The 14,332-nt window shown below is 58.8% G+C and carries 13 protein-coding genes; 7 read left to right on the top strand and 6 right to left on the bottom strand.

The window, feature by feature from the left end; all coding sequences use genetic code 11:
• Positions 1–8: 8 nt before the first annotated feature.
• From hisB to hisIE, 5 genes are read left to right on the top strand one after another with little or no spacing between them, the layout of a single operon-like run.
• Positions 9–1,118, top strand: a complete 1,110-nt coding sequence (gene hisB, locus AACT07_RS09940; protein WP_069527531.1) for a bifunctional histidinol-phosphatase/imidazoleglycerol-phosphate dehydratase HisB — start codon at positions 9–11, stop codon at positions 1,116–1,118.
• Positions 1,118–1,759, top strand: coding sequence for an imidazole glycerol phosphate synthase subunit HisH (gene hisH, locus AACT07_RS09935; RefSeq protein ID WP_069527530.1), 642 nt, complete (start codon positions 1,118–1,120; stop codon positions 1,757–1,759). The genes hisB and hisH overlap by 1 nt, the downstream gene beginning before the upstream one ends.
• Positions 1,760–2,521 carry a 1-(5-phosphoribosyl)-5-[(5-phosphoribosylamino)methylideneamino]imidazole-4-carboxamide isomerase gene (hisA, locus tag AACT07_RS09930; protein ID WP_058056833.1) on the top strand — a complete coding sequence of 254 codons (762 nt, stop codon included), beginning with the start codon at positions 1,760–1,762 and terminating at the stop codon, positions 2,519–2,521.
• The gene (gene hisF / locus AACT07_RS09925) at positions 2,521–3,294 is read left to right on the top strand and encodes an imidazole glycerol phosphate synthase subunit HisF (protein ID WP_005345639.1); all 774 of its coding nucleotides are present in this window, start codon (positions 2,521–2,523) and stop codon (positions 3,292–3,294) included. Before hisA ends, hisF begins: the two co-directional genes overlap by 1 nt.
• Positions 3,287–3,937 carry a bifunctional phosphoribosyl-AMP cyclohydrolase/phosphoribosyl-ATP diphosphatase HisIE gene (hisIE, locus tag AACT07_RS09920; protein WP_069527528.1) on the top strand — a complete coding sequence of 217 codons (651 nt, stop codon included), beginning with the start codon at positions 3,287–3,289 and terminating at the stop codon, positions 3,935–3,937. The genes hisF and hisIE overlap by 8 nt, the downstream gene beginning before the upstream one ends.
• 33 nt (positions 3,938–3,970) lie before the next feature.
• On the opposite strand, the gene AACT07_RS09915 is transcribed toward hisIE, so the two are convergent.
• Positions 3,971–5,437 (bottom strand): KAP family P-loop NTPase fold protein, encoded by a 1,467-nt coding sequence (locus AACT07_RS09915; RefSeq protein ID WP_083249954.1) that lies wholly within the window; start codon positions 5,435–5,437, stop codon positions 3,971–3,973.
• 363 nt (positions 5,438–5,800) lie between these two features.
• On the opposite strand from AACT07_RS09915, the gene AACT07_RS09910 reads away from it, so the two are divergent.
• A complete protein-coding gene (locus AACT07_RS09910) occupies positions 5,801–7,090 on the top strand; it encodes a sensor domain-containing diguanylate cyclase (protein ID WP_005352201.1) in 1,290 nt (429 codons plus the stop codon).
• A gap of 86 nt (positions 7,091–7,176) precedes the next feature.
• Here AACT07_RS09910 and AACT07_RS09905 read toward each other — a convergent pair whose 3' ends face one another.
• Together AACT07_RS09905 and AACT07_RS09900 are read right to left on the bottom strand one after the other, a co-directional pair.
• Positions 7,177–8,799 carry an acyl-CoA synthetase gene (locus AACT07_RS09905; protein ID WP_069527526.1) on the bottom strand — a complete coding sequence of 541 codons (1,623 nt, stop codon included), beginning with the start codon at positions 8,797–8,799 and terminating at the stop codon, positions 7,177–7,179.
• Positions 8,800–9,033: 234 nt separating this feature from the next.
• Positions 9,034–9,222: a hypothetical protein gene (locus AACT07_RS09900; RefSeq protein WP_040069812.1), complete on the bottom strand. Its 189-nt coding sequence runs from the start codon at positions 9,220–9,222 to the stop codon at positions 9,034–9,036.
• A gap of 501 nt (positions 9,223–9,723) precedes the next feature.
• On the opposite strand from AACT07_RS09900, the gene AACT07_RS09895 reads away from it, so the two are divergent.
• On the top strand, positions 9,724–10,263 hold the full coding sequence (locus AACT07_RS09895; protein ID WP_069527596.1) for a glycine zipper 2TM domain-containing protein: 540 nt from the start codon (positions 9,724–9,726) through the stop codon (positions 10,261–10,263).
• Positions 10,264–10,367: 104 nt separating this feature from the next.
• On the opposite strand, the gene xdhC is transcribed toward AACT07_RS09895, so the two are convergent.
• From xdhC to xdhA, 3 genes are read right to left on the bottom strand one after another with little or no spacing between them, the layout of a single operon-like run.
• Positions 10,368–10,853, bottom strand: a complete 486-nt coding sequence (xdhC, locus tag AACT07_RS09890) for a xanthine dehydrogenase iron sulfur-binding subunit XdhC (protein WP_069527525.1) — start codon at positions 10,851–10,853, stop codon at positions 10,368–10,370.
• On the bottom strand, positions 10,850–11,728 hold the full coding sequence (gene xdhB, locus AACT07_RS09885) for a xanthine dehydrogenase FAD-binding subunit XdhB (protein ID WP_069527523.1): 879 nt from the start codon (positions 11,726–11,728) through the stop codon (positions 10,850–10,852). The genes xdhC and xdhB overlap by 4 nt, the downstream gene beginning before the upstream one ends.
• On the bottom strand, positions 11,721–14,039 hold the full coding sequence (gene xdhA / locus AACT07_RS09880; RefSeq protein WP_069527521.1) for a xanthine dehydrogenase molybdenum-binding subunit XdhA: 2,319 nt from the start codon (positions 14,037–14,039) through the stop codon (positions 11,721–11,723). Before xdhA ends, xdhB begins: the two co-directional genes overlap by 8 nt.
• Between the last annotated feature and the right edge of the window lie 293 nt (positions 14,040–14,332).

Raw genomic sequence — 14,332 nt, 5'->3', positions numbered from 1 at the left:
ATGTAGCGATGAAGACCCCGTTTTTGTTTATCGACCGCGACGGCACCCTGATTGAAGAGCCGGTGACCGACAAGCAGGTGGATAGCCTCGCCAAGCTTCGCTTCGAGCCCATGGTCATTCCGGTACTGCGCGAGTTGCAGGCCGCCGGCTACGTGCTGGTGATGGTGACCAATCAGGATGGGCTGGGCACCGCCAGCCTGCCGCTGGAGAACTTCCAGCCACCCCACGACCTGATGATGCACCTGTTCGAATCGCAAGGGGTGAAGTGGGAACAGGTGCTGATCTGCCCGCACTTCCCCACCGACGGCTGCAGCTGCCGCAAGCCCCACCTCGGGTTGGTGAAGGAGTATCTCGCCTCCGGTCGCATCGACTTTGCCAACTCCTTCGTGATTGGCGATCGCCAGACCGATCTGCAGCTGGCCGAGAACATGGGCATTGGCGGTATTCGCTACCACCCGCAGGGTCACGACTGGCTCGCCATCCGTGATCAGCTGTTGTCCAAGGGGCGCGTAGCCTCGGTGGAGCGCTATACCAAGGAGACCCGCATCCAGGCGGCAGTGGATTTAGACAAGAGCGGCGGCAACCAGATCGCCACCGGTATCGGCTTCTTTGATCACATGCTGGATCAAATTGCCACCCACGCCGGTTTCCAGCTCAAGCTGAACGTCAGCGGTGATCTGCATATCGACGATCACCACACGGTGGAAGATGTGGGGCTGGCGCTGGGTCAGGCGCTGCGTCAAGCCCTTGGCAACAAGCGCGGTATCGGCCGCTTCGGCTTTGTGCTGGCGATGGACGAGGTACAGGCGGTGATCGATGCGCGTCCGCTGACCGAGCAGGAGGTAAGCACAGCGCTGGACTTGAGCGGTCGCCCCTACTTCGTGTTCGACTGCCCGAGCGGCTTTGGCCGCGACAACGTGGGCGAGATGGCCACCGAGATGGTGCCCCACTTCTTCCGCTCGCTGTCGGACGCCATGGCCATCACATTGCAGATGAAGGTGGGCAGCGGCAACACCCACCATCAGGTGGAGGCGCTGTTCAAAGGCTTTGGCCGCGCCCTGCGTCAGGCTATTCGGGTGGAAGGGAGCGAGCTTCCCTCCAGCAAGGGAGTGCTGTAATGGATGTGAGCAAGCAGAAGCTGGTCATTATCGATACTGGCTGCGCCAATCTGGCCTCGGTCAGAATGGCGTTCGAACGCCTCGGCGTGCAGCCGCTGGTCTCCAGCCTGGCAGCCGATATCGAGCAGGCGGACAAGCTGATCCTGCCCGGCGTCGGCACCGCGGTGGCCGCCATGAAGAACCTCAACGAGCGGGGGCTGGTACCGCTCATTCGCGCCGCCAAACAGCCGCTGCTGGGCTTTTGCCTCGGCATGCAGATGCTGGCGGAGGCCTCCGAAGAGAGCATGAGTGCCGATGGCAGTGAAGGCGCTCTCATCGACTGCCTTAGCATAGTGCCGGGCAAGATCCGGCTGATGGAGGTCAGTAATCTGCGGCTGCCCCATATGGGCTGGAACCAGATTGAGCATGACGAGACCCATCCTCTGCTCAAGGGGATCCCGAGCGGCAGCTACTTCTACTTCGTGCACTCCTATGCGCTGGAGGTGACCGACGCCACCATCGCCACCTGCGACTATGGCCAGCCGTTTACCGCCATCGTCGGTGGGGTTGCAGAGCACAGCAACTTCTTCGGCGCCCAATTCCACCCGGAGCGCTCAGGCGCAGCCGGAGCCCGTTTGCTGCAAAATTTTCTGGAGCTTTGAATGATCATTCCCGCAATTGACCTTATCAATGGTCAGGTGGTTCGCCTCTATCAGGGGGACTACGACCAGAAGACCGAATACAGCAGCAGCCCGCAGGCCCGCTTTGATGAATATGTCTCCCAGGGAGCGGTGCAGCTCCATCTGGTGGATCTGGACGGTGCCAAGGATGCCAAGGCGCGCCAGTTGCCCCTGCTGACCCAACTGCTGTCAGCCACCGAAGCACCGGTGCAGGTGGGTGGCGGCGTGCGCACCGAACAGGATGTGGCGGATCTGCTGGCCGCCGGTGCCAGCCGGGTGGTGATTGGCTCCACCGCCGTCAAATCCCCGGATCTGGTGGCGAGCTGGATGGAGAAATATGGCCCCGAGCAGATCGTGCTGGCGCTGGACGTCAATATTGATGAGCAGGGCAATCGCCATATCGCGGTGGCGGGCTGGCAGGAAAACAGCGGAGTGACCATCGAGGCACTGATCGAGCGCTTCCTCCCCGCCGGTCTCAAGCATGTGCTCTGCACCGACATCAGCCGTGACGGCACCCTGGCTGGCACCAACGTCGAGCTCTATCGGGATCTCTGCGCCCGCTACCCGAGCGTTGCCTTTCAAGCCTCCGGCGGCATTGGCGGCATCGCGGATATCGAGGCGCTCAAGGGCTCCGGCGTCAAAGGGATCATCCTTGGCCGCGCCCTGCTGGAGGGCAAATTCTCGGTTGGTGACGCCATCGCCTGCTGGCAAGCCCCCGCTGCTGATACCACAGGAGGCAACTGATGCTGGCAAGACGCATTATCCCCTGCCTCGACGTGAAAGATGGCGTGGTGGTCAAGGGGGTACAGTTTCGCAATCACGAGGTGATGGGGGGCATTGTCGAGCTGGCGCGCCGCTACGCCGAAGAGGGCGCTGACGAGCTGGTGTTCTATGACATCACCGCCTCCAGCGATGCCCGGGTGGTAGACAAGAGCTGGGTGAGCCGGGTGGCGGAGGTGATCGATATCCCCTTCTGCGTCGCCGGTGGCATTAAAAGCGTGGAAGATGCCCGCCAGATCCTCGAATTTGGTGCCGACAAGGTCTCCATCAACTCTCCGGCCCTTGCCGACCCAACCCTGATCAGCCGACTGGCCGAGCGCTTTGGCGTGCAGTGCGTGGTGGTGGGCATTGACTCCTACTTCGACGCCGACACGGGCCACTATCAGGTCAAACAGTTTACCGGTGACGAGAGCCGCACCCGCACCACCGCCTGGCACACCCTCGACTGGGTGCAGGAGGTGCAAAAGCGCGGCGCGGGCGAAATCGTGCTGAACGTGATGAATCAGGACGGCATGCGTCAGGGTTATGACCTCGACCAACTCAAGCTGGTGCGCAGCGTCTGCAAGGTGCCGCTGATTGCCTCCGGCGGCGCCGGTGCCATGGCACACTTTCGCGATGCCTTTACCCTCGCCGACGTGGACGGGGCGCTGGCCGCCTCTGTGTTCCACAAGGGCCTTATCCCCATTCCCGAATTGAAACGCTGGCTGAAAACCGAAGGAGTCGCCATCCGTGAATAACTTCTCAGATAACACACAAACCACCGCCAGCGCGCGCCCCCTTGCCGAGCAGCTCGATTGGGCTAAATGTAACGGCATGATCCCCGCCATCGTCCAGCATGCCGCCAGTGGCGAGGTGCTGATGCAGGGCTTTATGACCCGTGAGGCACTGGAAAAGACCCAGACCACCGGTCAGGTCACCTTCTTTAGCCGCAGCAAACAGCGGCTCTGGACCAAGGGTGAAAGCTCGGGCAATGTGCTCCAACTCGTGGCCATCAGCACCGACTGCGATCAGGACTCTCTGCTGATCGCCGCCAACCCCGTCGGCCCTACCTGCCACAAGGGCACAACCTCCTGCTTCCATGGTCACCCGGTGCCACCCCTCGGTTTTCTGGCAGAGCTGGAACAGGTGCTGGCCGCCCGCAAAGGGGCCGATCCGGCCACCAGCTACACCGCCAGCCTCTACGGCAAAGGGACCAAGCGCATCGCCCAGAAAGTGGGTGAGGAAGGTGTTGAAGTGGCGCTGGCCGCCATGGCCAAGGATCGGGAAGAGCTCATCAACGAATCCGCCGATCTGCTCTATCACCTGACCGTACTGCTGCAAAACGAAGGGCTGGGATTACAGGATGTCGTTCAACGGCTTTATGAGCGGCATCAAAAATAATATTCATGTTTAGAAATGGGCTTATGCCCATTTCTATTTAAAATTGCATGCTAGCTCAACAATATCTTGATAATCATCAATATTGACATTTTGATTTGCCAAATAATATGCCAGTAGCGCTTCTTCATGTCTAGCCTCGGAAAATGAATCTATTGAATATTTACCCAATACTCCCCCTATCGAAATGGCTTCCTTTGCGGCAACTAATTGAGCTTTGTTTTTGATGGAGAAAAAGAAACAACCTATGTATTTTGATATACATACTTCAGCTTTTAAAAGCTCTGAGCTATTGTTCTCCCAAGGCAAATAAAAACCTAACTCTTTATTAGATTTGAATCGCTCGTAGAACCCAATGTTGGAGACTGATTTTTTACTATCATTTCTAAGTGATAATTCTAAACTAACTATTTGTCTATATAGCTCAGGCTCACGTTCTTTGGCTAAAAGAAGTATGGAAAAAATTACTAAATCAAAACTACCACTAAAGTTTGATATTGCAGCCTTTACTTTGTCTATGTATTGTTCAATATCTCTAAGCTGAAGACTAAAGGCATCTGCGAGCACAGATAGCAACAATGAAAATTCGCCTATTGTTTTAAATCTTGGAAAAAGGTACTCAAATAATACATCATCAAGATTCATGTAGCTTTCAATAAATGACGCTTTTGATATTTTCTTTAAGGCAAATTGCCGCCTGAAAAAACGTCTTAGATAAGCAGATGCATGGAATCCTTCACCATAAATGACCTTGATAGAATGCTGTAACTGCTCAGTATCCGTGGCCAGTACAAAAACCACTTCGGGAATATCGAAAATATGTTTGATGGTCTCAAGCATCTCTACTGCATAAGAGGGGCGACAGCGATCCAGTTCATCAATTAAGATAAAGGCGGGATAATCAAGCTCTCCATTACCTAATCCAACAGCACCTTCCACCCATTGCCGGATCTCTTGTTTAAGATACTGGATAGATTCATAACGCTCTTTCTGATTACTGCATAAGACATCGACCAGCAGATTGGCATCATCCCCTTCCAGAGAAAAATCATCTTCTTCCAATCCAGCCTTCTTGATTGCCGCTTTCAATGCCAGTTTGCCGCCCACTTTAAATAATCCAAGCAGCCGCTGACGCATCCCTTCTGGAATCGGGTTTTCTTTTCCCGCAATCATTTTTAACTGGTCGATAATCGACGAAATCACCGTCAATAAAGGATCATCGGAAAAGTCCTGCTGCCAGGCATCGATATAGACGGTGGGATAGTGCGCTTTCAGCTCCATATACCAGCGCTTGATAAACCAGGTTTTCCCTGCCCCCCATTCGGCATTGAGGTTGAGCACATAGTTGCGTTGCTTGCCTTCGGCGGCGAGGTAGTTGGTCAGAAATTCGGCATAGCGGGCGCGATCCAGCCGGTCGGCACTCAAGATCTCTTCGCTACCCGCAATGGCCCCCGGCCCGTCCCACTGAACTGCGTCATCCCAATTAAACGGTGCCACTGCCATCTCGTATCTCTCCATATTGCGTTGCTGAGGATGATATCAGGGGCACAGTGAAAATAGTTTGATTAAAGACCTGTTTGTTGCCCTTTCTGCCGCTCGGGGTGGCGTATTTGATTGCTGATTAATTTCTCTGCTGCTAACCAATAATGCCGGGCCGATAAAGGGGGGAACAGGGTGATCTGCACAACCACAGACTCGGTTGATTGCCTTTGAGCTCGCCAACGATGACAACCGTGTGACATGGCGCAGAACTTGCGGAAATAAACGCGAAACCTGACCTGTTCGGTGCTTTATTTAAAGCTGTTGATCTCTGTTGCGCGTCTTGTTCAACCGACCCATCGTAGCGACCCAAGGATGGCTAGCCCCATGAAGGATGAACCCTTCTCTATCCAGTTACAGCATGAGCTGGATCACCTCAAAGCCATCTTCAACGAGACGGACGCCTACATGTTTACCAAGGATCTGGCGGGCCGTTACACCTATGCCAATCAGGCGGTGCTGGATCTCTTTGGCTGCACCCTCGCCGAGTTGCAGGGGCAGGATGATCGGGCCTTTTTTGATCTCGAATTCTCCGACACCATTCAACGCAACGACCGGTTGGTACTGGAGCAGCAACTCGCCATCGCCCAGGAAGAGATCAACTACCTCAAATCCACCGGGGAAAAGCGCTGCTACTGGACCGTTAAAAAGCCCATCCATGACAAGGATGGCAACCTGATCGGCCTGTGCGGCATCTCCACCGATATCACCGAACACAAGCTGATTGAGGCCCGCATGGCGGAGCAGCATCAGCTGCTGGAAATCATCCTCGCCAACGTGGATGCCCATATCTATATGAAGGACAGCCTGCACCGCTTTCTCTACGTCAACCAAAAGGTCGCCGATCTGCTGGGCCTTCCTGCCGAGCAGATCATCAACCGGCGCGATGATGAGGTGATACCCGCGGCCAGCGCCTGCCAGCTGTGGCGACTGGACAACCGGGTATTCGAAACCGGCGAGCTGCAAGCCGGGGAAGAGATGCTGACCGATCCCGAAGGCAATCAGCACTACTACTGGTCGGTCAAGGTGCCCTTTCTGCTGGGGGATGGCACCCCCACCCTGATCGGTATCTCCTCCGACATTACCGAACTGCACCAGCTCAAGGAGCAGCTGCACCAGCAGTCGGTGCGTGATGGCCTCACCGGTCTCTACAACCGCCGTTTCTTTTTCGAGATGTGCGAGAAGAACCTCAGTCTGGACATGCGCCACCACCTCACCTCGGTGCTGATGGTGCTGGATGTGGATCAGTTCAAGTGCATCAACGATCGCTTCGGTCATCCCCTTGGGGATAGCGCGCTGGTGCATCTGGGCAGGGTGATGCAGTCGGTGCTGCGCAGCGAAGATGTGCTGGCCCGCATCGGCGGTGACGAGTTTGCCATCTTGCTGCCCAACACCACCCTCTCGGCCGCCGCATCACTGGCCGAGCGACTGCGCCTGCAGGTGATGCAAAGCCCGCTGCCCCTGCCCGATGGAGATAAGCTGGTCATCACCATCAGCGCAGGACTGGTGGAAAATGGCGAAGGGGAGCTGATGGAGAGCCTCTACGCCCGCGCCGATCAGATGCTCTATCAGGCTAAACAGAGCGGCCGCAACTGCGTCGCCTGCAAGGCACCCTAGCCATACAACGGGAGGGCCAGCAGCCCTCCAGCTCCCTCGTATCTCCCTCCTATGAATGGCTGTGCTGGCTCCTTATGAACAGACTGCTAACCCAGCTGTTTGCGCAGCACGAATTTTTGCACCTTGCCGGTCGAGGTTTTCGGCAGCGGGGTGAAGATGATGCGTTTAGGGGCCTTGAAGTGGGCCATCTGCTCCCGGCAAAAGGCGATCAGCTCCGCCTGGGTGGTCTCTCGCCCCTCTTTCAGTTTCACGAAGGCGCAGGGCACCTCCCCCCACTTCTCATCGGGCATGGCGATCACCGCCGCTTCGTCTACATCGGGATGGCGATAGAGCACATCTTCCACCTCCAGACTGGAGATATTCTCCCCGCCGGAGATGATGATGTCCTTGGATCTGTCCTTGATCTCCACATAACCATCCGGGTGCCATACCGCCAGATCGCCACTGCGAAACCACCCCTCCGCCATCGCCTCGGCGCTGGCCGCCGGATTTTTCAGATAGCCTTTCATCACCACATTGCCCCGCAGCACTATCTCCCCCATGGTCTTGCCATCCCGGGGAACCGGCTCGCCGCTGACCGGGTTGATGACCCGCATCTCCCCCTGCAGGGGTGACGCAACACCCTGCCGTGCCTTTAGGCGCGACAGCGTGGTGGCATCCTGCCCTTGCCAGCTCTGCTGCGGTTCGCACAACACGCAGGGGCCATAGGTTTCGGTGAGGCCATAGACGTGGGTCACGTTTATCCCCATCGCCTCCATACCGGCGATCACGGTGGCGGGGGGCGCAGCGCCAGCGGTCATCACCTTGATGGGGTGATCCAGCCCGCGCTTGAGGGCCGGATCGGCGTTGTTGAGCATATTGAGCACGATGGGCGCCGCGCAGAAATGGCTCACCTTGTGCTCGTGCAGCGCCTCATAAATGGCGGCCGCCTGCACATGACGCAAGCAGACGCTCACCCCGGCGGTAGCCGCCAGCGTCCAGGGGAAGCACCAGCCGTTACAGTGAAACATCGGCAAGGTCCAGAGATAGACGGGATGTTTGGGCAGCTCCCAGGAGAGCACGTTGTTGATGGCGTTGAGGTGGGCGCCGCGATGGTGATAGACCACCCCCTTGGGGTTACCGGTAGTGCCGGAGGTGTAGTTAAGGGAGATGGCCTGCCACTCATCCTCTGGCAACCAGCCGGGTTCATCGCCGTTACCAGTGGCAATAAAGGCCTCATAGGTCAGTTCACTGACAAGCGCCCCTTCCCGGTAGAGGGGATCGTCGATGGCGATGACCAGCGGTTGGCTCTTCAGCAGATCCAGCGCCTTGCGCACCACAGGGCCAAACTCCCTGTCCACCAGCACCACCTTGCTCTGGGCATGCTGAAAGATAAAAGCCATCGACTCGGCATCGAGCCGGGTATTAATGGTGTTCAGCACGGCGCCGCTCATGGGCACCCCGAAGTGTGCTTCAAACATCGCCGGGATATTGGGCGCGACGATGGAGACGGTATCCCCCTCCCCGATACCGCGCAGCCGCAGGGCCGAGGCCAGCTGGCGGCAACGGCGGGCGGTCTCGCCCCAGCTCTGGCGCAGCGGGCCGTGGATCAGCGCCGGATAGTCGGGATAGACCCGCTCCGCCCGCCCCAGAAAGCTGATGGGGGTCAGGGCCTCGAAATTGGCGGTGGTTTTGGCAAGGTCGCGCTCATAGATGTTCTGCACTGTCATCGGGTTCCTTCCTCACAGGTGGCACAAAACGGGCAGTTTCGGGATGATTCAGAGATCAGACAGCGACATAGGCATCCTGCCCGTCACTGGTCTCTTATGGGGATGACAGCCTAACAGCGAGCCTGCAGCGGCAGGTATTAGCAAAACGTCTTAGAGGAAGAGCGGAAGAGGTATTCGGTGCGAGGACAGGCAAGCGAGCCCCCGACAATGGCGAAGGCTTTACCTCAATCATCGTTAGTGGCGTACCCGCCCCTGCTGGCGAAAGCAGTAGAGTTTAAGGCTGATGTCGGCGATATCGGCGGGAAGCTCCTCTCCCTGCTCGGCCAGGGGCCGGTAGAGGGATGAGAGTAGACGTTCGGCCTGCTGCGCCGTGATGATGTTGGCCTGGATGGCCGGGGTGATCCAGCTGGGTAACATTGACATATCTCCCCCTCGTTGATCCGGTGATCTCGGGTGAACATCTTCATTTCAGGTCTTACGCAGTTGTCTGCCGACCCGCTCACCCTCTGCTTCACCCAATCAAAGCAAAATGCTTGCCGTGATCTCTTATCGGCCAACATCCGATGGGTCAGGAGCCATTTATCAACCACTTGCGTGGCCGTCTCAACGAACAGAGCCCTTGCTCAAGGCCTCCCTTGACCTGCCCCCGTCAGCACTTTGCCACTCTGGCATTCTGCTCACCGCCCGCCTTGCAAATTGCGACTCGAATTGCCCCTTATCACAAAAGCAAAGCCCGCCATGCGTCGGAAACTGGTCACTTTTAGTCCGTTGTCGCCAAAGCCAGACACTTTTGCATGGTGGCTGTTTTTTGACCTTGCCAGCGCCTGTCGCAAGCCCATCCCCCTCGCCTTGTCCGGCCAACCGGTTGTGACAAGATGGCGCCAGATTGGAACAGCCCGTATGGGTATGCAGGAGAAGAACAAGATGAACAGATCCATGATGGCAGGTATCGGTATTGGCATCGCCTCGGCCCTGGCGCTCTCGGCGGCGGCCAGCGGCTCTCTCTTTACACCCCAGCCCACCTTTGCCGAGGTGATCGCCAGCAAGCCGATCACCGAGACCATCAGGACTCCCCGACAGGAGTGTCGCAACGTCACCGTGACCCACCGCAAGCCGGTACAGGATGAGCACAAGATCCTCGGCACAGTGGTTGGCGCGGCGCTGGGTGGCGTGGTTGGCCACCAGTTTGGCGGCGGCAGCGGCAAGAAGGTGGCCACTGCTGCAGGGGCCGTCGCGGGGGGTTATGCCGGTAATCAGGTGCAGGGCAATATGCAGGCGGGCGATACCTACACCACCACCGAGCAACGCTGCAAGACCGTGCAGGATACGAGCGTCAACACCATTGGTTATGACGTGACCTATCGCCTCGCAGGTCAGGAGGGGGTGATCCGCATGAAGCAAGCACCCGGCGCCACCATTCCGGTCAAGGAGGGCAAATTGGTGATCGAACCGCAAAAAGGGTAATCACCTCGGTTACTGACAAAGAGTGAAGGCCCGCCTCTTGCGAGACGGGCCTTTGGTTTATCGCTTGTTACGCGGCTTTCGTCACCTCAGGGGCAAACGGCGGCTCAACCCTTGCAGCACTTTTTCACCGCCCGCACCACGTTCTGATACCCGGTACAGCGGCAGAGGTTGCCCGACAGCCCGCGGCGGATCTCCGCCTCAGTCAGCGGACGGCGTTCGGTCTTGTCGAGCAGGGCGGCGCTCGCCATCACCAGCCCGGGAGTGCAAAAACCGCACTGCACCGCCCCCTCGTCGATAAAGGCCTGTTGTACATCGGAGAGCTCATTGCCTTTGCGCTCCCCCTCCACGGTGCGAATGGATTTGCCATCGGCCCAGACCGCCAGATAGAGGCAGCTGTCGATAGCGGTGCCATCCACCCGCACGGTACAGGCGCCGCACTCACCGACACTGCACCCCTCTTTCACGCTGATAAGCCCCTGCCCGCGCAGAAAGTGGAGCAGCGACATGGTGGGCGGCACTGCATAGGAGTAAGGCTTGCCGTTGATCTCGCACTGGATCTCCACGGCGGGACAGCTTTGCGGTTGCATCATAGGATCTTGCCTCCGGCACGTTCGACTGCGCAGGCGACCACCCGCTGCGCCAGGGTTTTGATAAGGTGCAGGCGAAACTCCTTCTCTGCCCGCCAGGAGGATCGTGGCGCCACATCGGCCACCACCGCCTCGGCAATCGCGGCCAGTGTGGCACGAGTCAGCGGTTGCCCTTCGGCCGCCGCTTCTGCGTGCGGGGTACGCACCGGGGTCGGGGCCGCCACCCCATAGGCCAGCCGCAGACTCTTGAAGTGACCATCCTCAATCTGGCAGTAGGCGGCGCAGCCGATGGTGGCGATATCCATGGCATCGCGCATGGCGTATTTGAAGTAGTGGGAGCCCACATGGGGGTGAGAATCCGGCGCAAAGTGGAATGCCACCAGAATTTCCGCCGGTTGTAGCGCCACCTTGCCGGGGCCGGTATGAAATCCGGCGATGGGAATCCGGCGCGTACCATTGGGCCCAGCAATCTCAAGCTCGGCCTCGAGCGCGACGGTAGGCGCTGCCGAGTCGGCACTGGTGGCGCCGTTGCAGATGTTGCCGCCATAGGTGGCGACGTTGCGGATCTGCGGGCCGGCGATGGTCGCGGCCGCCTCGGCCAGCATCGGCAGGCGGCGCTGCACCAGTTCGTTTTCGATGAGCTCGGTAAAGGTGGTGCCAGAGCCGATGCGGATCGCCCCATCAGGCAACTCGCTCACCCCTTTGAGTTCGGGCAAGTCGTGAATATCGACGATATGACGATAGGCGGCGTTGAGGTGATGCAGCTGGATCATCACATCGGTGCCACCAGCCAGCAATCGCGCCTCGGGATCGGCCTGACGCAGGGCGACCGCCTCGGCCACACTGTGCGCCTTGTAGTAACGGGCAATATCAAACATGGTGTTGCTCCTCCCCTGCTCCCTCGCCAATCAAACCCGCGGCGACAAACTCCCGGAACAGGGTTTTGGGGGTGATGGGCAGCTCGTTGATGGCGACCCCGGTCGCCATGCGGATGGCGTTACGGATCGCCGGGCCCGGCGAGATGATGGGCGGTTCCCCCAGGGATTTGTGGCCATAGACCGACTGGGGCTCGTAGGTCTGCACGAAGTCGCATTCAAGCTCCGGCAAATCCAGCATGGTGGGGAACTTGTAGTCGAGCAGGTTGGGATTGCGCACCACACCTGTCTTGGCGTCGATGATCATCTCCTCGAACAGCGACCAGCCGATCCCCATCCCCATGCCGCCATGCACCTGTCCCTCCGCCAGTTGCGGGTTGAGGATTTTGCCTGCATCGTGCAGGTTGATGATGCGATTGATGGTCACCTTGCAGAGATCGATATCGACGCTGAGATCGACAAAGGTACAGCCGAAACTGGGCGGGTTGGTGGTGGTCTTGTGGGAGACCTCGGAGGTGATCTGACCGCCGATAGTGAGGTGGTAGTAGGCGTTGACCGACACTTCGGCCACGCTGATCAGCACCTTGTCCGGCGCACCGGCCAGCACCACATAGCCATCGATCAGGGTGAGGGATCCCACATCCTGATGGCAGAGCTGGGCCGCCAGTGAGAGGATGCGCGCCCGCAACTGCAGCGCCGCCTGATGGATGGCGGGGGCCGCCACATAGCTCTGGCGCGAGGCGAACGAGCCCGGATCGTAGGCGGTGATGTCGGTATCCTGAGTCGAGATGACCCGGATCTGCTCAAACGGAATGCCTAACGTCTGGGCCGCCATCTGGGCAAAGACAGTATCCGATCCCTGCCCTATCTCGGTGGCGCCGATCTGCAGATTGACGGTGCCATCCTGATTGAGCAGCATGCGGGCGCCGGCAATTTCGACCCCCACCGGATAGGTGTTGGAGCCGTAGCTGAAACAGGCCACCCCGATGCCACGCCGCACCCGGCTTGCAGGATCCTGCCCCAGACACTCGGCCTTGAGCCGATCCCACTCGAACATCTCGCGCCCACGCAGCAGGCAGTCCGGCAACCCGGCGCTGTAGATGGTCTTCTGGTTGACCTGATTGACATCCCCTTCCCGCGCCACGTTGGCGATCCGCACATCGAGCGGATCCAGCCCCAACTCGGCGCAGGCGTCATCCAGCATGCACTCGAGGGCAAAGATCACCTGCGGCGCACCGTAACCGCGCATGGCACCGGCGGTGGGCAGGTTGCTGTAGAAGGTCTTGGCATCATAGCCGAAGGCGCTGCGCGGATAGAGGTAACTGATCTTGTTGCCCCCGGCGCTGGCGATGGAGTGGCCGTGGGAGGCATAACCGCCGGTGTTGGAGAGCACGTCGAGCTGATAGCCCTTGAGGGTGCCGTCGCGGTTGAGGCCCATCTTGCCATCGATGGCAAAGCCGTGGCGGGTGCGGGAGGCAAAAAAGCACTCCTCCCGGCTCAAGGTCACCTTGACCGGCACACCGCCCAGCTTGTAGCTCAAAAACGCCGCCATCGGCTCTTCCAGCACATCCTGCTTGTTGCCAAAACCGCCACCCATATAGGGCTTGATCACCCGCACGCTCGACCAGGGCAGGCCGAGGGACTTGGCCACCCGGCTGCGCACTATCTGGGGGATCTGGGTACTGCTGACCACGATGATGTGGTCCGGCTGATCCATATAGGCGTAGCAGGTCACCGTCTCCAGATGGCAGTGCTGCACCACCGGCGTCCGGTAGTGCCCCTGAAACTGCAGATCTGCCGCCGCAATGGCCTGCGCCGGGTCATTGGCGCGAAGCTGACTTTGGCGCAGCAGATTGCCGCTCGGGTGGATGGGATAGGCTCCGTCGGCCAACGCGCTCCCGGCATCCGTCATCACCGGTAGCGGCTCGTAGGTCACCTTGACTAGCGCAGCCGCTTTTTCGGCCACCAGCGGATCGCGCGCCACCACGATGGCGACCCCATCGCCAAAGTGGCGTACATGGTCGGTGAGCAGACGGCGGTCTTTCACATCCCGTTTCGCCTCATCGAGGGACCAGGCGTGACCGGCGGTGCGAAAACAGGTGGTGGGCACATCCTCATGGGTAAACACGGCTTCGACCCCGTGCAGGGACAGCGCCTCGGTCGCATCGATGGCAAGCACCTTGCCGTGGGCAATATTGCTTCGCACGTACTTGGCGTGGCGCATCCCGAGCATGATGTTGTCATCGGTATAGCGGGCGCTGCCGGTCACCTTGGCCTCGGCATCCACCCGCTTGAGCGGTAATCCTATGGACATATGCAAGTCCTTTTTCGAATGGAAAAATCTGGAACCGGCATAAAAAACAGCAAGATATGCGCCTGTTTCCCGCCATCGTCAGAAGAATGGGGAGAAGTGTGAAGGGGATCCCATCTAGCCTGCTTTTGTTGGCTCGCAGCGACAAGCCAGGGGCAGCCTCTGAGCAAACGGGGCACATCAGCGGTGAAAAAAGCGGCAGAGCGAGGACAACAAGGGCTAGAGCCTATCAATCTGGTAGGAGGATTTATCAAAATGGTATCGCGATGCCCCCCAACTGCGGAGACAGCCTAGGC

The organism is Aeromonas sp. ANP5 (assembly GCF_963870295.1).
In the GTDB taxonomy this organism is placed as follows: Bacteria; Pseudomonadota; Gammaproteobacteria; order Enterobacterales; family Aeromonadaceae; genus Aeromonas; species Aeromonas veronii.
Note: the sequence above shows the minus strand (reverse complement) of the source record. Positions and strands in the feature narration are given on the sequence as shown.

Bases quoted from the DNA above. Each gene is read 5' to 3' on its own strand.
- hisB (WP_069527531.1), top strand. From the start codon at position 9: ATGAAGACCCCGTTTTTGTTTATCGACCGCGACGGCACCCTGATTGAA.
- hisH (WP_069527530.1), top strand. From the start codon at position 1,118: ATGGATGTGAGCAAGCAGAAGCTGGTCATTATCGATACTGGCTGCGCC.
- hisA (WP_058056833.1), top strand. From the start codon at position 1,760: ATGATCATTCCCGCAATTGACCTTATCAATGGTCAGGTGGTTCGCCTC.
- hisF (WP_005345639.1), top strand. From the start codon at position 2,521: ATGCTGGCAAGACGCATTATCCCCTGCCTCGACGTGAAAGATGGCGTG.
- AACT07_RS09915 (WP_083249954.1), bottom strand. From the start codon at position 5,437: ATGGCAGTGGCACCGTTTAATTGGGATGACGCAGTTCAGTGGGACGGG.
- AACT07_RS09910 (WP_005352201.1), top strand. From the start codon at position 5,801: ATGAAGGATGAACCCTTCTCTATCCAGTTACAGCATGAGCTGGATCAC.
- AACT07_RS09905 (WP_069527526.1), bottom strand. From the start codon at position 8,799: ATGACAGTGCAGAACATCTATGAGCGCGACCTTGCCAAAACCACCGCC.
- AACT07_RS09900 (WP_040069812.1), bottom strand. From the start codon at position 9,222: ATGTCAATGTTACCCAGCTGGATCACCCCGGCCATCCAGGCCAACATC.
- AACT07_RS09895 (WP_069527596.1), top strand. From the start codon at position 9,724: ATGAACAGATCCATGATGGCAGGTATCGGTATTGGCATCGCCTCGGCC.
- xdhC (WP_069527525.1), bottom strand. From the start codon at position 10,853: ATGATGCAACCGCAAAGCTGTCCCGCCGTGGAGATCCAGTGCGAGATC.
- xdhB (WP_069527523.1), bottom strand. From the start codon at position 11,728: ATGTTTGATATTGCCCGTTACTACAAGGCGCACAGTGTGGCCGAGGCG.
- xdhA (WP_069527521.1), bottom strand. From the start codon at position 14,039: ATGTCCATAGGATTACCGCTCAAGCGGGTGGATGCCGAGGCCAAGGTG.